The sequence below is a fragment of the Solidesulfovibrio carbinolicus genome (genome assembly GCF_004135975.1).
Taxonomy (GTDB): Bacteria; Desulfobacterota; Desulfovibrionia; order Desulfovibrionales; family Desulfovibrionaceae; genus Solidesulfovibrio; species Solidesulfovibrio carbinolicus.
In genome coordinates, this window is sequence record NZ_CP026538.1 from 3,662,429 (window position 1) to 3,678,833 (window position 16,405).

Below are 16,405 nucleotides of genomic sequence, written 5' to 3' on the forward strand. Positions count from 1 at the left end.
CATGCTCCAAATCAGACCCAGGACCGACCATGAACGACCAGCCCATCCTCGTCACCGGAGCCACCGGCTATGTCGGCGGACGCCTCGTGCCTGCCCTGCTCGCCGCCGGACATCGCGTGCGCGCCGTGGCCCGATCCCTGGACAAGCTCGCCTGCCGTCCCTTCGCCGGCCACCCAAACCTCGAACTCGCTCAGGCCGACATCCGCGACGCCACGGCCATGCGGCGCGCCGCCGACGGCTGCCGCGCCGCCTACTACCTCGTCCACTCCATGCACTCGGCCAAGGGCGACTTCGCCGCCGCCGACCGGGAAGCGGCCAGCACCATGGCCGCCGTGGCCCACGACGCCGGCCTTTCCCGCATCATCTACCTCGGGGGCCTGGGCAGCGATGACGATACGCTGAGCCACCACCTGCAGTCCCGGCACGAAACGGCCCGCGTCCTGGCTTCCGGCCCCGTGCCCGTCACCCACCTGCGCGCCGCCATGATCCTCGGGTCCGGCAGCGCCTCGTTCGAGATCATGCGCTATCTCGTGGACCGGCTCCCCTTCATGATCACCCCGCGCTGGGTGCGAAACCGCTGCCAGCCCATCGCCATCTCCGACGTCCTGGGCTATCTCGTGGGCTGTCTGGCCGAGCCGCGCACCGCCGGGCTGACCCTGGACATCGGCGGCCCGGACGTCCTGTCCTACGGCGACATTTTCGCCATCTACGCCGAGGAGGCCGGGCTGCCCAGGCGGCTCATCGTGCCCGTGCCGCTGCTCACCCCGCGCCTTTCCACCTACTGGCTCCAGCTTGTGACGCCGCTGCCCCGCTCGCTCATCGTGCCCCTGGTCGAGGGGCTGCGCAACGAAGTCATCTGCCATGACCGGCGCATTCTCGAGCTTGTGCCGCGTCAATGCCTGACCATCCGCCAGGCCGTGCGCCTGGCCCTGGACAAGATCCGCCAGAACGCCGTGGAAACGACTTGTTCCGACGCCGGCGACGCCGCGCCGCCGGAATGGACGGCCTGCGGCGACGCGCCCTATGCCGGCGGCACGATCTACGAATGCGGCTACAAGGCGACCCTTGGCGCGGACGCGGACCGGGTCTGGAAGGCCGTGGCCGGCATCGGCGGCGACACGGGCTGGTACTGGGGCAACGCCTTGTGGCGGCTGCGGGGCTTTCTCGACCAGCTGGCCGGCGGCGTGGGCCTGCGGCGCGTGACCATCCGCCGGGAGACGCTGGCCGTGGGCGATCCCCTGGATTTCTGGCGCGTGGTGGCCCTGGAGCCCGGCCGGCGGCTGGTGCTTCTGGCCGAAATGCGCACCCCGGGCGAGGCGCTGCTCGAACTGCGTCTGGCCCCGGCCGGCCCGGGGGCCACGGAACTGGTGGCGCATTCCAAGTTCCTGCCCCGGGGACTGGCCGGGCTGGCCTACTGGTACGCCCTGCTCATCCCCCACAACCTCGTTTTCGCCGGAATGCTGCGTGGCATGGCCGAGGCCATGGGCGCGCCCATCCTGTCCGGCCCGGTCCGCTTCACCCCGACCAGGCCGGCGGCCTGCTCCCTGCCCCGCACCCGGTGAGCGTTCCGCCCGTCCTGACCATCCGCCCCGCCGCCGCAGCCGACGCCACGGCGCTGTCCCGGGTTTTTGTGGCCGCTATCGAGGCCAAGGCCCGGGAAGGCTACGGTCCGCGCGAACGCGCCGCCTGGGCCGCCCGGGGCACGCCCGAGCGCTTCGCCGCCATGCTGGACGACAGCCGCAACACCATCCTGGCCGCCTGGCAAGGCGGCCGCCTATGTGGCCTGGCCGGACTCACCGGCTTCGAGGTCAGCCTGCTCTACGCCGCCCCCGACGCCCCGGCCGGGACCGGCGGGGCGCTTCTGGCCGCCGTGGAGGCCCTGGCCCGGCAGCGGGGCCTGGGCGGCCTGGAACTGTGCGCCTCGCGAAACGCCCTGTCGTTTTACCTGCGCCACGGCTACGCCATCATCACGCCGGCCAAGCGGGAGCTGACGCCGCAGGTTTCCCTGCCCGTGTGCCTCATGGCCAAGTCCCTGGTCCCGTAGCCAAACCATACCACACGCCCTTCCCGACAACGTGAAACGGGCCGTTCTCCTTTTCGGAGAACGGCCCGTCTGACAAATCGATGTTGCTGCGCCTAGCGGGGCACGGGCCGAAAATCCGGGGTGCGCTCCACCGGGACCATGCCGGCAGCCTCGATGGCCTGGCGCAGCTCGGTGAGGGGCAGACCCTTGGGGCTGTCTGCCCCGGCGGCATGGCCGATGCGCTCCTCGATGATGGTGCCGTCGAAATCGTCGGCCCCGGCCCACAGGGCCATCTGGGCCGCCTTGATGCCAAGCATGGCCCAGTAGGCCTTGAGATGCGGGATGTTGTCGAGGAAAAGCCGCGACAGGGCCATGACCCGCAGCACCGTGAGCCCGTCGGGGCCTGGAGCCTTCAGGGCGTTGTTGGCCGGCTGGTAGGCCAGGGGGATAAAGCAGGTGAAGCCGCCGGTGAGGTCTTGCAGGTCGCGCAGGGCCGACAGATGGGCCACCCGGTCCGACCAGCTCTCAATGTGGCCAAAGAGCATGGTGGCGTTGGTGGGCAGCCCCTGGCCATGGGCCGTGGCGTGGATCTGCAGCCAGCGTTCGCCGGAAATCTTTTCCGGGCACAGCTTCTCGCGAAGGGCCGGGGAGAACACTTCCGCGCCGCCGCCGGGCAGCATCATGAGGCCGGCCTCTTTGAGCGCCGCCAGGATCTCGAACTCGGCCACGCTGCGGGTGTCGGCCAGGTGGGCCACTTCCACGGCGGTAAAGGCCTTGATGCCGGCCTGGGGACACTGGCGGGAGACGGCCCGCAGCATGTCCAGGTAATACTCCAGGGGCAGCTCGGGGTTGAGTCCGCCGACGATGTGGATCTCGCGGATGGGCAGATGGCTCTTGGCGGCCAGATCGGCCACGATGTCGTCCACGGACAGCGTGCGGCCGCCGGGCGCGCCGTGCTTTTTATAAAAAGCGCAGAAGCGGCAGGCGTTGACGCACACGTTGGTGAAGTTCACGTGGACGTTGTGGACATAGTAGGCGTTTCGGCCGTGTTTTTGCAGACGCGCTTCCATGGCGGCCGCGCACAGATCGTGCAACGGCGCGGACAGCGCCAGGATGAGCGCCTCGTCGGGGCTTAAGCGCTCGCCGGAGCGGGCCTTGTCCAGGATGGCGGCGCAGGCGTCGCCGGGGAGGGGTGTCATTGCATTCATGGCTGCGGCACGGTAGAATGTTGCTGGGGCGAGATGCCCTCTACCCCTTTTCCGCGACGTCCGCCAGGGCGGCGCGGGCGCGGAGACCGATGATGCCGTCATATTTTTTTCGTCTGGCCTTGTGCTGCCTGCTCGGGGCGGCCGTTTTTGCCGCGCCGGCCGGCCGGGCCGACGCCGAGGACACCACCCAGACCCTGACCCGCTTTTTTCAGGGCAAATCCCGGGACCTGCCGGCCGCGCCCATCGATTTCCAGGTCATGGCCGGCTACGCCGTGTTGCGCACCGGCAATCCCGACAGCGCCGGCCGCTACGCCATGACGGCCTTTAATGTGGTGAAAGTCGCCCCGGACATCTACCGCCTGGACATGAGCCTGGAAAAGCCCCTGGCCCGAAACGTCCCCACCTATGAGCCGGCCTACTACTTCACCGAGAACCGGACGTATTATTTCTGGTACCAAAACGGCGAAGAAATCCTCTTTAAAATCGGCAACAAGCGTGTGCCGGTCAAGCTTGGCCGCAAGGACCTCACCCGGGTGGACATCCATCCGCCCGACGCCTACACCGTGATCCGGGAAACCATGCTCCAAAACATCTCCTTTGACGACGGCACGGCCACCATCCACCTCCAGCTCAAATTCAAATAGCGCGGCAAGGCGGCGGCGAACGCGCCGTTTTCACTCCGGGCCGCCCCAGGAGCCTGGGCCGAAGGCCATCCCGGCATTGCGCCCGGCCGCGCCGTGGCGTACAAGGGGCGTCGCATTTTTCGCGGAGGTATGTTCATGAAGCGCGTTCTCATTGCCGCCACGGTCGTTTGTTCCCTGCTGACCGGTGCGCTTTTCGCCTTTGCCCGCACGGCCCCGGGCGAATCCTACGCCGCCTACGCCGACGCCGTCTCCGGCGCGAGCTGCTGCGAGATGGCCTCGTGCGGCTGCCTGGGCCTCAAATGCTCGTGCTTCGAGTGCGGCGGCGGCAGCAAGTAGCCGCTCCGCCCGCGCCTGCGGCCATGTTTCTCATCCTGCGCATGTAAGGGGCCAACCAGCGCCATGGGCGGATTTATTGCCTTTCTGTTGTCCCGGGCAACGGGGCTTAGTGTCTTCGCCATCCTTGAGGCCGGCTATCTGCTCCTGTCCCTGACCGGGTTGGCCCTGGTCTATGGTTTTGCCCGGCGCGAACTGGCCGCCAACCCGGACCGGGGCCGCTACCATCTCATTTTTCTGGCCGCCCTGCCGGTGGGGCTAGCCGGGGCACGGCTGCTCCCCATCATCCAGGATGCCCTGGCCGCCGGCCGCCTCACCTACGGGCTGATCGCCGCCGGGGGCCTGGTCTTTTACACCGGCGCCCTGGCCGCGCTCTGCGCCATGTACGCCGGCTGCCGGATCATGCGCCTTTCCCCCTGGCCGCTACTGGACGCCGTGTGCCTCTACCTTCCCCTGGGCCACGCCTTTGGCCGGCTGGGCTGCTTTTTCGGCGGCTGCTGCTTCGGCGCGCCCACCGAGTCCGCCTGCGGCGTGCGTTTCCCGGCCGGTTCTCCGGCCTTTTTGCAGCACAAAAGCCAGGGGCTGTTGCCGGACGGCGCCGTGGCCTCGCTGCCGGTCCATCCCTCGCAACTCTACGAAACCGCCGGCAATCTCCTGCTGTTCGCCGTGCTTCTTCTGCTCTCCAAACGCCGGCCGCTGCCGCCGGGCCGGCTGACGGCCCTGTACCTCGCCGGCTACGCGGCCCTGCGTTTCACACTGGAATTCTGGCGCGGCGACGCCCTGCGCGGCGTGTATTTCGGCCTTTCCGCCTCGCAGTACATCGCCCTGGCCACGTGGGCCGCCGTTCTCGCGGCGGTCCTTGGCGGCGGCAAAAAGCCCGCCGCCCCGCATTCGGCCGCTCACTTCCCGCAGTAGCGGCAATCTGCCCGGCAAGCCGCCCGGCCCCTAGGCAAATTGCGTCAAAAGGATTACAGCCTGGGCCATGCCAAAGGGAGACTGGCGGCGACTTTTCGCCGTCGCGTTGCTGTCATGGTGCGTCCTGACGGCCACCGCCGGACGTTGTCTGGGGTCGCAAGCGCTCAAAAAAGCGTCGCTCATTCCCCAATGGGAGCCCCAGGCCCAGTTCGCCGGCTATTACGTGGCCCTGGCCAAGGGCTTCTACGCCGCCGAGGGCGTGGACATGACCATCCTGCGCGGCGGCCCAGGCGAGCCGCCCTCCCGGCTCATGGCCGAGGGCAAGGCCCAGTTCGGCACGTTTTTTCTGGCCACCGCCCTGCTCAAACGGGCCGAAGGCCTGCCGCTGGTCAACCTGGCCCAGTTCGTGCCCCACTCCACCCAGCTTTTAATCGCCAAAAAAGCCGACGGCATCGAAAAGCCGGCCGACCTGGCCGGGGGCAAGGTCAGCCTGTGGGGTCCGGAATTCCAGCTGGCTGCCCGGACCTTTTTCAAACGCTACGGCCTGACCGTGGAGCCCGTGCCCCAGGGGTTCACCGTGGACCTGTTCCTGCGCGGCGGCGTGGCCGCCTGCTCGGCCATGCGCTACAACGAATACCACGCCATCCTCAACGCCGGCCTCGATCCCGAAGAACTGACGGTTTTCGACCTCGGCGCCCACGGCCTGGACCTGCCCGAGGACGGACTCTACACCCTGGCCTCGGTGCTGGCCGCCGATCCCGACCTGTGCCGAGGTGTGGCCCGGGCCTCGGTGCGCGGTTGGGAATACGCGTTTGCCCATCCCGAAGAGGCCCTGGACATTGTCATGAGCCATGTCTCGGCCGCCCATCTGCCCACCAACCGGATGCACCAGAAATGGATGCTCGAAAGCCTGCGCCAAGCCATGACCGGCCCGGGAGACCCCCTGGGAACCCTGACCCGACTGCGCTACCAGGCCGCCGCCAAGGCCCTGGGCGCGGCCGGGCTCGCCGCCAACGCCCCCTCCTACGAGGAATTCCATGTCCCCCTCCCTTGACGTGCGCCCGACACGGGGACTGGCCTTCAAACTGGCCGTGTGCATCCTCACCAGCGCCACGATCATCTTCACGGCGGCCTTTGCCTACTACTACCGCTCCTCCAAGGACATGCTGCTGGCGGCCGTGCGCGACAACGCCCAAAACCTGCTGCGCCGGGCCGTCAGCCGCCTGGAAGCCCCGCTGTCGGCCATCGAACGCGTGCCCCAGTTCATGGCCCTCAAACTCGGCCAGGAGCTGCCCGCCCCGGCCGACCTCGACCGCGACCTCACCGACTTTCTCACGGCCAACCCCGACGTCTTCGGCGCGGCCGCCGCCTTCGAACCGGGCGTCTTCCACGGCCTGCCCCGCTACAGCCCGTATTTTTGCCGCAAAGGCGAGGCCGTCGCCCAGGTGGGCCTGGGCTACGAAGAATACTACGAACTGCAAAATTGGTATCTCGTGCCCAAGGTGCTGCAAAAAGCCGTCTGGAGCGAACCCTACTTCGACGAATCCGGCGGCGACATCGTCATGACCACCTACAGCGTGCCCGTCATGGGCCAAACCCCGGCTGGCCCGGCCTTCCTCGGCGTGGTCACGGCCGACGTGGCCCTGGACTGGCTGCGTAAGCAAGTCGGCCGCATCTCGCTATACAACTCGGGTTACGCGTTCCTGTTAAGCCGCAGCGGCGTGCTGCTCTCCCACCCCGACAACCGGCTGGTCATGCGCGAGAGCATCTTCAGCCGGGCCGAGCAGTTCGGCAGCGCCGAACTGCGCGCCCTGGGCCGGCGCATGATCGCCGGCGAGGAAGGCTTTGCCCGGCTGCCCGACTTCATCCTGGGCAAGCCGGCCTGGGTGGCCTTTGCCCCCATGCGCCTGACCGGCTGGTCCATGGGCGTCATCGTGCCCGAGGACGAACTCTTCGCGCCGCTGCGAAAACTCGGCCGCGAGGTGGCCATCCTCGGCGGAGCCGGCTTCACGGCGCTGCTCCTCGTCATCGCCGCCATCGCCGCCCATATCACGCGCCCCCTGTCGCGCCTGGCCGCCACCGCCGCCGAGATCGCCCACGGCAACCTCGACGCCCCGGTGCCCCTGGCCGCAGGCCGCGACGAAGTCGGGGCGCTGTCGCGGTCTTTCGAACAAATGCGCCTGGCCCTTCGCGACTACATCGCCGACCTGACCGCCACCACCAAGGCCAAGGAACGCCTGGAGTCCGAACTGAAAATCGCCCGCAACATCCAGATGAGTTTTTTGCCCAAGCGGTTCCCGCCCTTCCCCGAGATCACCAGCTTCGCCCTCCACGCCGACCTGCTGCCGGCCCGGGAGGTGGGCGGCGACCTCTACGATTTCTTCCTGCTCGGACCCGGCCGGCTGCTTTTCCTGGTCGGCGACGTGTCCGGCAAGGGCGTACCGGCGGCGCTTTTCATGGCCGTCACCAAGACGCTCATCAAGGGCAACGCCGAGCAGGAGTCCGATCCGGCCGAGATCCTGGCCAAGGTCAACCGCGAACTGTGCGTGGACAACGAATCCATGCTGTTCGTCACCATGTTTTTGGCCATCCTCGACTGCGATACAGGCGAAATGACCTTCTCCAACGCCGGCCACAATCCGCCGGCCCGCCTCGCCCCGGACGGGACCGTTTCCTGGCTGGCCCTGCCGCGCGGCCTGTTCCTGGGCGTCATGGAAGACGCCGTCTACCGCACCGCCACCGTGACCCTGGCCCCAGGCGAAAAGATCGTGGCCTTCACCGACGGCGTCACCGAAGCCCAGAACCCGGCCCAGGAACTCTTCGGCACGGACCGGTTGCTGACCGTGTTGTCCAAAGCCGCTTCCATGCCGCCCGAGGTCCTGGACGCCGCCGTCATGCAAGCCGCCACGGAATACGCCGAAGACGCCGAGCAGGCCGACGACATCACCGTGCTCACGCTCCTGTATCGCGGCTCCGATCCGGCCTGAACAGCCGCCACAAAGTCACTTTGTTCTTAATATAACAAGGCGAAATGGCGTAGTGCAATTTTGTTGCAATTCTCTTCCGTTCATTCTAAGGGAACCCAAAGTCATCAGCAGGAGATGCAAATGGAAGAATACTTGAAAGCCGCCTTGGAAATCGTCAAGGCCCAGGCGTCGGTCAGGACCATGACCGACGACGAGATCACCTCAATGCTGCGTAATGTGGCGGCGGGCATCCAGGCCGCGGCGGAAGCGGAGGCCGCCCCGACCGATGCCGCCACCCCGGCCATGGACCCGTCCAAGGCCGTCAAGGAAAGCAGCGTGGTCTGCCTGGAGTGCGGCAAGTCCTTCAAGGTCCTCACCAAGAAGCACTTGGCGGCGCACAACCTGACCCCAGAGGAATACCGGGCCAAGTACGGCTACAAGAAGGGAGCCCCCCTGGCGGCCAAGTCCCTGCAACGGGAACGCCGCAAGAAGATGAAGGACATGCGCTTGTGGGAGAGACGGCGCAAGGTCGCTCAGTAGTCAAACCAGCCATGCATCCAGAGCGGCCCGGCCCCGGCCGGGCCGCCCCAACGCGGGCACGCCCTCCGGCGCGGACGATCCGGCCGCCCGCCGCCGCAAGCCCCCTCCCCGACCGGACCCGCGAGGTTCCCCTCCGTGCCCTGCCTCGAAGACGCCATCGCCGCCGTGCGCGGCTCCCTCGCCTGGGCCGTCGAGGAAATGCCCTCCGACGCCGAAATCGCCGAAGGCTGGTCCAACCCCGACACCCGCACCCACGTGTTCGTCACCCCGCGCCAGCCGGCCAAACGCCTCGACGTGCTGGCCGAACTGGTCCGCGCCAGCCTGTGCGAACGCATGCCGCGCCTTTTTTCCGCCACCAAGGTCTGGGGCGTGTCGCTGCACGGCCACGCCGTGGCCCGCAAACACCTGCTGCGCGCCGCCCGCGACTGGTTCGTGGACGCCGCCCTGCGCGCCCACTGCCCCGAAGATTTCGACGCCGCCCTCAGCCTGGCCCTGGCCCAGGCCGGAGCGCGCCTCAACACCCCCCGCCCCTTCACCCTCGACCGCTACAACCTCTCCCAGGACGAACGCCAACGCCTGGCCGACGCCCGCACCCTGGCCGGGGCCCGCCACTTCCTGCGCATCGACCCCACCGCCACCCCCGACCCCACAACCGCTGCCCTGGCCGAAGCCTACGCCGCCATAGACCCCGCCCAGCCGACCATGCCCGCCTTCCTCACCGTGGCCAACGGCCTGTGCGCCGCGCTGGGCCGCCGGCCCTTCACCCCGGAGCCGCGCAAGGGATATTGGATGGTGAGTTGACGTAGGGGGTTGGAAGAAAGCGAGAATGCCGGGCGGCCAAAGGGGCTGAGCCCCGTTCGTAACTTTGGAATACTTTCTCGTACAAATCGAAGGGGAAAATCTAGAAGAAAAATACTGGGGCGGAGTTCAACGCCTGAGCCAACGTGAGTATTGACTCAAGTGCTTTTTTTCAAAAGAAAAAGGGATCGCCGATTTCTCGGCAACCCCTTGGCTGCATATCGCCATTGGATGCCAATATATCTCAGGCATTACTATTGAACAGCAACACTTGCCTAGAATCGGCGATTATTTTCCTGTAAACTGCTTCATACCGTCCTTAATGGCATCTGACCCGCAATTAATATTATAGTTAAACACATCCTTAACTTCCTGCACTCTTCCATTTGGATTGCTATTTTGAATAACATTATTGACACCATCAGATGTTCTTTGAACTATTTTTTCCGAAGCATTTGACAATGTACATCCTGTATCGCCTGCATAACACAAGGCTGCTCCAGAAAAAAATAGCAATGCAAGCAGGACAACTTTCATAGCCCCCCCCTTTGTATTTCGGAGCGCGACCAAACAATGACTGCCCATACGTTATTAGATTTACAAACACTTTTTTGCGCTTAAAAGCAAACTGTTTCTATCGTTGGAAAGTACAAACCAACCAGTTGCTTGCCATATTTCGGTTTCACCTTCACTCATCCCATCTGAGGGAGAGAACACAAAAAAAGGGAAGGCAAGTCCGCCCCCCGGCCGCCGGCATTCTTCCCTTATCGCCCGGCTTACGCAGCCAATCCAACCATCTCAAGCGCCCAGTAGCACAGCGCCGCCACGATGGCCGAGGCCGGGATGGTGAGCACCCAGGCGACGACCAGCCGGCCGGCCACGCCCCAGCGCACGGCGGACAGGCGTTTGGAGGCGCCGACGCCGATGACGGCAGTGGAGATGATGTGGGTGGTGGAGATGGGCGCGCCCAGAGCCGACGCGCCGCTTATCACGGCGGCGGCGGCGGTTTCGGCGGCGAATCCGTGGATGGGTTCGAGCTTGAAGATCTTGTGGCCCATGGTTTTGACGATCTTCCAGCCGCCCGAGGCCGTGCCGATGCCCATGGCTAGGGCGCAGGAGAGCTTGACCCAGAAGGGCACGGTCATTTCCGGGATCTGGTGGAAGCTGAACAGGGCCAGGGTGATGATGCCCATGGTTTTCTGGGCGTCGTTTAGGCCATGGCTGGTGGCCATGAAGGCCGAGGACAGGATTTGGAGCTTTTTAAACAGGAAGTTGACCCGTCCTGGCGAGGCCCGCACCACCATCCAGGACAGCAGCACCATGAGCAGGTAGCCCGAGGCGAAGCCGGCCACGGGGGAAAGGAAAAGCGGGATGAGAACCTTGCTGCAAATAGAATCGTAGCTTGGGGCCGACCAGCCGCCGAAGGCGATGCCCGAGCCGATGAGACCGCCGATGAGCGCGTGGGACGACGACGAGGGCAGGCCCAGGTACCAGGTGAGGAGGTTCCAGAAGATGGCCCCCAAAAGCGCGGCCAGCACCAGGCATTGGCTGCCGGTGACAAGCTCGGGCCGGATGATGCCGCTGCCGATGGTGTGGGCGACCGAGGTGCCCAGAAACGCGCCGAAGAGGTTGAGCGCCCCGGCCATGAGCACGGCGGTCATGGGCGAGAGCACCTTGGTGGAGACGATGGTGGCGATGGCGTTGGCGCTGTCGTGGGCGCCGTTGGTGAAGTCGAAGATGAGCGCGATGATCACCACGGCCACGAGGAGAATGGGCAGATCAGGCATTTTTGAGCACCACGCCTTCCAGGACGTCCGAGAGGGATTCGGCGCGTTCCACGGCCGCCTCGACGCGGTCGAAGATGTGCTTCCATTTGACGATGTCGAGGATGGCGGCATAGTCCGCGGTCTCGTCGCCGCCGTCGTAGAGTTCGCCGATGCCGACCATGAGCAGGGTCTCGCATTCGTGCTTGAGGTTCTCGATCTTGTGGAAGCTTTCCTCGGAGCGTTTGTTCTCGCTCATCTTGGTCAGGACGTTCCCGAGTTCCTCGATCATGGCCCGCAGATTGCTGACGATGCGCCGGGCCGGGTAGCGGATGCGGTCGAAGCCGAAAAGCCCGATGCGCGAGGCGATGGCCTTGATGAGGTTGAGGATGTCTTCCTGGGTGAGGTTGATCTGGTGGATGTCCTCGCGGTCGATGGGCGTGATGAAGGTCATCGACAGTTCCTTGGCGATGCGCCGGCTGATGGCGTTGCCTTCGGACTCGATGATGTTGATGCGTTTGCAGCGTTCCTCGACGTCGGTGAAGTCTGTGAAAAGCTCGTCGAGAATGACGGCGGCCTTGATCAGCTTGCGGTGCTGTTCCTTGAAGAGGTCGTAGAATTTGACCGACCTGGGAAAGAGGCTGAAACCCATGCGCGTCTCCGCGGGTTGATGATTGGGCCTTGGCGGGCGTTTGCCGGCCAAGGTTTTCGGTGTGTCGGGATCAGGCGGCGGGCAGCCGCACCACCCGGGTTGCTCCGTGGAAAAAAACTTCGCCACCGGCTGCGGCCAGATCGGCCACGGGCAGGGCCACGTCCAGCCGGGCCGGCCCCTCGAAGCGCACGGCATAGGTCCCGTGCTTTTCGCGCAGCAGGCGCACGGCCGTGGAGGCGGCGTCCGGGGTCTGGACCAGGATGGCCGAAAAGGCCTGGACCAGGGTTTCATGGGGCACGGCCACGCCGACCGGCCCGTCCGGAGCCTCGACCAGGCGGGCGGTGACGCCCTTGGCTCCGAGGATGGGCGACACAGCGGCCAGGGCTTGCTTGAGTGCGGCCAGGAGGTCTGTGGCCGGGGCCTTGGCCTTGGCGGCGGCGAACCGGTCCCGGGCGGCGGTGAGCAGTTCGTCGATGACGCTCTTCATGGCTGTGGCGGCGCGCTCAACCACGGTCAGGGCCCCGTCGGCTCCGGTGGTGTCAGGGGGCGCGGCGGCCAGCATTCCCCGGGCGGTTTCGGCGTAGCCGAGGACCTTGGTCAGGGGGGTGCGCAGGTTGTGGGAGGCGTCGATGACGAAGTCGCGGAAGATGCGTTCCATGGCGGCGGCTTCGGTGACGTCGTGGAAGGTGAGGATGCGCCCCAGTTCCGGGGTGGCCGGCACGGCCTCGACCACGTCCACGACGCGCCCGCTGGGCAGTTCGAAGCGGCCCACGGCCCGCACGCTGCCCGGGGCCGCGCCGGCTTCGCCAAGGGCGCGCTGCACGCAAAGGGGCGCGCCGGCCTCCAGGGGGATGCGGCCGGTGGGGTCGTCGAACTTGGGGAACATGGCGCGAAACGCCTGGTTGGCGGCAGTGATGCGCCCGGCCGAATCAAGGATGGCCAAGCCTTCGGCCATGCCGTCAAAGATGGCGTCCTGACGGGCGCGCCGGGCTTCGATCTCGCCCACATGGGTCCCGATGCGGCCGGCCAGGGCGTTTATCGCCTCGGCCAGGGGGGTGAAATCGGCGGCCGGCACGAGGTGGATGCGCCGGTCGAAGTGGCCGTGACCGATGTCCCGGGCCACGGCGGCCATCTCGCCCACGGTGCGCGACAGGCGGCGGGCCAAGATGGCCGAGGCCGCCCCGCCGGCCACGAAGACCAGGGCCAGGACGGCAAGCAGGGTTTCCCGAAAACGCTCGATCTCGGCCCGCAGGGACGACACGGGCAGGGCCAGGCGCACGATGCCGGCCGGCAGCCCGGGTTCGGCCGGGGTGGCCTGGGCCACGTAGAGCATGTCCCGGCCCAGGGTGCGGCTTACGCGCAGGTCCTGGCCGAAGCCGCCTTCCAGGGCTTTTTTGATCTCGGGCCGGTCAGCGTGGTTTTCCATCTCGCCGACCCCGGCCGCGCCCACGTCGGAATCGGCCAGCACCCGGCCGGCGGCGATGTAGGTCAGGCGAAAGCCCAGATGCGGCCCCAGGCTATCGACGTAGGTAGCCAGGTCGGCGTCGCCGCCGAAGGTGGGATGGGATCGCAGGAGATATTGGGCCAGATCCAGGGAGCGGCGGGCGCGGTCCTCGGCCTCGGCCAGGGCGGCCTGCTCGGCCCGGCCGGCGGCGAAGATGAAAACGCCGCTTAGAACCAGGAGAAAAAATCCCCAGGTCCACAGCAGGTGGCTGAGCGTAATGGAGCGCCGCGACATTTCCCCTCCCACATGGCAAAAGCGTGACGAAACCGAGGCGGTTTCGTGACGGGCAAGGTATAGGCGGCAAGCCGGCCGGGGGCAAGGCCCTAGCCGTGTGACAATCTCGTGACAACCAACAAAACCGGACTGCGGCCGTCGGAAACGCCGCTTGCCCTCGCCCCTCTTTCTTCCCATCTGGGGCGGCTGGGGGCCTCAGGCCCCCAGCCGCCGGAGCATTCCCCTCTTTTCCTCTCCTTACGGCGTATTCTCCTTCAAATGTTCCAGCAGAATACGCCGCACTTCGCGGATGGCCAGGGGGTGGTCCTGGGCGCTGTGGCCGGAGTGGACGATCTTTTCCGATTGCGCGCCGTCGAGGTGGGAGCTCCAGTAGGGCACCACGCCGTCGGAACCGCCGGCGACATCGGCTTTTTTCTCGTTGCCGATGATGGAATGGTAGGGCGTGGCCAGGGATTTTTCGGCCAGGATCTTGAGCGTCTTGTTGTTGGGCGAGAGGCTGTCGACGCCGGTTTGCAGCTTGTCCGCAGCGTCTTTTCCAGCGTCGGTTGCCTTGCCGGCGTGGGCCAGGGCGGCGGTGACCGCGCCAAGGGGTTTGAGGACCGTCAGCGGCAGGGTGATGAGCGTACGGCCGATCTTGCCGACGATGCCCAGGGCCATTTCCGAGCCGCGGTGAGGCGTGGCGATGAAAACCACCCGTTTCACGTAGGGCCGGCGGGAGAAGAAGAAGGTGCGGCGCATGGCGTCGCGCACCTCGGGCGACACGGCCAGCGTGTCCAGGGGCGCTTTGGAAAAAGCGTTCCAGAGATCGTCGCCGCTGTCTTCCACCAGGGTCTTGGTCAGCAAGCCGCCCATGCTGTGGCCCACCACCACCATGTCGTTAAAGGCGGGATTGTTGCCGGCTGGATCGAAGACGCGGCGGGCCTCGTCCAGGGAGGCGCGCAGGGAGGCGGCCGAAAAGAGCACGGGATTGCCGGTGGGGTAGCGGAAAAACCAGAACTGGTAGCGGGCGCGCAGTTCGGGGTCGCCCATGAGGCCGTTGAACATGGGGGCCCAGGTGGACGGCGAGGAGAGCAGCCCGTGGACAAAGACCACGGGAATCTTTCCCGGGTCATAGGGCTGGAGCATGTAGAGGCGGGTGAGATTCTCCCAGGCGGCCGGATTCATCATGCCTTCCAGGCCGCTTGGTTCGGGGGTGTTTTGCATCATGAAGGCCAGGGGCGTGGTCAGGTCGCTTTCCAGGGGAATGCGCCGGCCGGCCACGTCCAGGGCGTCGGTCTTCATGGGGTCGTGGATCTCGAAATCGGCCTCGTAGATCCGGTGGCGCGGCTTGGCCGTGTCGGCGGTCGGAGCGAAGCGCAAAAAGACGGTGGCGGCGTAGGTCTGGCGCACGGGGGGGGTAAACCGCTCGGCCGGAGCGAGCTTGTCGCCCTCGGGCGGACGGCGCACCACGGCCACGGGCACGCCAAGGCCCAGGCGCACCTGCTCAGGCGTTAGTCCCCGCACGTCGAACTCGTAGGCCAGGTGGAAGCTTTCCACCTCCTCAGGGCTAAAGGTCAGCTCCGAGCGCCGCTCGGCCAGGCGCACCCGGCCCATGAGCCAGGGAATTTCCTTGCCCTTGGCATAGTGCAGTTCGGTGGCCCGGGCATACAGCAACACGTTGGCCAGGGAGCGGTTGTAAAACTCCATGGCTTGTCTGGAATAGGGGTGGTAGACGTCGAGCACCGGCCGGAACGTGTCGTCGAAGAGGTAGGTGTAGGCGTAGACGGCGCTGGAGAGATAGAACATGGCCGCTTTGGCCGGATCGCTTTTGCTTTTGCCGGCCTCTCTGTAGCAGAGCTCGGCCAGGGCGAACAGCGCCTCGCGGTCCTTCTCGTCCCGGGCTTCGGCGTCCAGGGCGGCCAGCATGGTTTCGGGATCGGCGGCCAGGGACGCTTCCAGGTCGCGCTGACGCACGAAGCGCAGGGTGCGCTCGGAGGGCCGGTCGGAATTGAGCGCCGTGCGGTCGAGCTTGGCGGCCCGGTCGTCCAGGGACGAGGGACGCACGCCGATGCGGGCGCAGCCGCCCAGGCAGGCAAGGCTTAGCAGGGACAGCAGCAGGACGACGAGCGGCAGACGTCTGGGCATGGGTGACCTCGCGGCGACGATTGGCGGCGAGGTCGATGACCGCGCCGATAAAAAGCGCCGTCTTGTACGACAGCAGGCACGAACGGTAAAGCCGCAATCGTCGTGTCGCGACGCTGGCGTTGCGTGAACGACGTCCCGCCTCCGCCAGGCCGCCGGCCGCGCCTTCTGCAGCGCCTCCCGTTGTTGCCATGGCTTCCTAAAAAGCCTACTAAAAGGCAGACTGTTTTCCCATAACCCGGAGTCGCCCATGAACCGCTTGAGCTTTGGCATCTTGACGGCATTGGCAGCCCTTAGTCTCGCGGCCTGCAACGGCCTTGTCGCCATCAGCAAGACGGACATATCAGGCAAACCGACCGTATACGCCACGGTCAACAAAGAACCTGATCCCAAGCTCATGGGCTGCTATCTGCGCAGCCGTCCCGGCGAGTTCAACCGCCCCAACAAATATGAGTACTGCCTTATCAAGGACACCGGCGGCTACGGCGTGTATTACTACATGATGGACGGCAAGTCGCTACGCGCATTCAAGGACTGGACATCAGCAAGCATCAACGACAACTGTATGACCGTCGAGTACGACGGCTCGACCTACTGCGTCCAGGACGGCGACGTCTGGCAGACCACGGCCGGCAGCAGCGACCGCCACCGCATGTTGCCCATGAACTGACGCTTTCCCCCTATTTCGACAACATCTGAGCAGT

At 66.1% G+C, this 16,405-nt stretch carries 16 protein-coding genes; 10 read left to right on the plus strand and 6 right to left on the minus strand.

Translation table 11 applies throughout. The annotated features are described in order from the left end of the window. The first annotated feature begins 29 nt into the window (after positions 1-29). Positions 30-1,562 carry an SDR family oxidoreductase gene (locus C3Y92_RS16385; protein WP_129354340.1) on the plus strand — a complete coding sequence of 511 codons (1,533 nt, stop codon included), beginning with the start codon at positions 30-32 and terminating at the stop codon, positions 1,560-1,562. Further along, entirely contained in the window at positions 1,559-2,044 is a 486-nt protein-coding gene (locus tag C3Y92_RS16390; RefSeq protein WP_129354342.1) for a GNAT family N-acetyltransferase, read from the plus strand. The genes C3Y92_RS16385 and C3Y92_RS16390 overlap by 4 nt, the downstream gene beginning before the upstream one ends. Before the next feature lie 92 nt (positions 2,045-2,136). Here the strand turns inward: C3Y92_RS16390 and C3Y92_RS16395 are convergent, their stop codons facing one another. Continuing rightward, the gene (locus C3Y92_RS16395; RefSeq protein ID WP_129354344.1) at positions 2,137-3,231 is read right to left on the minus strand and encodes a radical SAM protein; all 1,095 of its coding nucleotides are present in this window, start codon (positions 3,229-3,231) and stop codon (positions 2,137-2,139) included. A gap of 92 nt (positions 3,232-3,323) precedes the next feature. Between C3Y92_RS16395 and C3Y92_RS16400 the strand changes: the two genes are divergently transcribed. The 7 genes from C3Y92_RS16400 (at position 3,324) to C3Y92_RS16430 (ending at position 9,430) form a co-directional block, all read left to right on the plus strand. Continuing rightward, on the plus strand, positions 3,324-3,875 hold the full coding sequence (locus C3Y92_RS16400) for a hypothetical protein (protein ID WP_235669516.1): 552 nt from the start codon (positions 3,324-3,326) through the stop codon (positions 3,873-3,875). Positions 3,876-4,010: 135 nt separating this feature from the next. Next, complete coding sequence (locus C3Y92_RS16405) at positions 4,011-4,211, plus strand: hypothetical protein (RefSeq protein ID WP_129354348.1); 201 nt, start codon at positions 4,011-4,013, stop codon at positions 4,209-4,211. A gap of 63 nt (positions 4,212-4,274) precedes the next feature. After that, positions 4,275-5,123, plus strand: coding sequence for a prolipoprotein diacylglyceryl transferase (locus tag C3Y92_RS16410; RefSeq protein ID WP_129354350.1), 849 nt, complete (start codon positions 4,275-4,277; stop codon positions 5,121-5,123). Positions 5,124-5,190: 67 nt separating this feature from the next. Continuing rightward, positions 5,191-6,177, plus strand: a complete 987-nt coding sequence (locus C3Y92_RS16415) for an ABC transporter substrate-binding protein (RefSeq protein WP_129354352.1) — start codon at positions 5,191-5,193, stop codon at positions 6,175-6,177. Continuing rightward, the gene (locus C3Y92_RS16420; RefSeq protein ID WP_129354354.1) at positions 6,161-8,110 is read left to right on the plus strand and encodes a SpoIIE family protein phosphatase; all 1,950 of its coding nucleotides are present in this window, start codon (positions 6,161-6,163) and stop codon (positions 8,108-8,110) included. Before C3Y92_RS16415 ends, C3Y92_RS16420 begins: the two co-directional genes overlap by 17 nt. A 120-nt stretch (positions 8,111-8,230) precedes the next feature. Then, complete coding sequence (locus tag C3Y92_RS16425) at positions 8,231-8,629, plus strand: MucR family transcriptional regulator (RefSeq protein WP_006921785.1); 399 nt, start codon at positions 8,231-8,233, stop codon at positions 8,627-8,629. 135 nt (positions 8,630-8,764) lie between these two features. After that, complete coding sequence (locus tag C3Y92_RS16430; RefSeq protein WP_129354356.1) at positions 8,765-9,430, plus strand: hypothetical protein; 666 nt, start codon at positions 8,765-8,767, stop codon at positions 9,428-9,430. A 285-nt stretch (positions 9,431-9,715) separates the two neighbouring features. Here C3Y92_RS16430 and C3Y92_RS16435 read toward each other — a convergent pair whose 3' ends face one another. From C3Y92_RS16435 to C3Y92_RS16455, 5 genes are all read right to left on the minus strand, one after another. After that, the gene (locus C3Y92_RS16435; RefSeq protein WP_129354358.1) at positions 9,716-9,964 is read right to left on the minus strand and encodes a hypothetical protein; all 249 of its coding nucleotides are present in this window, start codon (positions 9,962-9,964) and stop codon (positions 9,716-9,718) included. Positions 9,965-10,203: 239 nt separating this feature from the next. Beyond that, positions 10,204-11,214 carry an inorganic phosphate transporter gene (locus tag C3Y92_RS16440; RefSeq protein ID WP_129354360.1) on the minus strand — a complete coding sequence of 337 codons (1,011 nt, stop codon included), beginning with the start codon at positions 11,212-11,214 and terminating at the stop codon, positions 10,204-10,206. Beyond that, complete coding sequence (locus C3Y92_RS16445) at positions 11,207-11,842, minus strand: DUF47 domain-containing protein (protein WP_129354362.1); 636 nt, start codon at positions 11,840-11,842, stop codon at positions 11,207-11,209. The genes C3Y92_RS16440 and C3Y92_RS16445 overlap by 8 nt, the downstream gene beginning before the upstream one ends. A gap of 70 nt (positions 11,843-11,912) precedes the next feature. After that, positions 11,913-13,580 (minus strand): histidine kinase dimerization/phospho-acceptor domain-containing protein, encoded by a 1,668-nt coding sequence (locus C3Y92_RS16450; RefSeq protein WP_129354364.1) that lies wholly within the window; start codon positions 13,578-13,580, stop codon positions 11,913-11,915. A 237-nt stretch (positions 13,581-13,817) separates the two neighbouring features. Beyond that, entirely contained in the window at positions 13,818-15,704 is a 1,887-nt protein-coding gene (locus C3Y92_RS16455; protein ID WP_129354366.1) for an esterase/lipase family protein, read from the minus strand. Between the two features lie 247 nt (positions 15,705-15,951). Between C3Y92_RS16455 and C3Y92_RS16460 the strand changes: the two genes are divergently transcribed. Further along, complete coding sequence (locus C3Y92_RS16460) at positions 15,952-16,371, plus strand: hypothetical protein (protein ID WP_129354368.1); 420 nt, start codon at positions 15,952-15,954, stop codon at positions 16,369-16,371. The last annotated feature ends 34 nt before the right edge of the window (positions 16,372-16,405 follow it).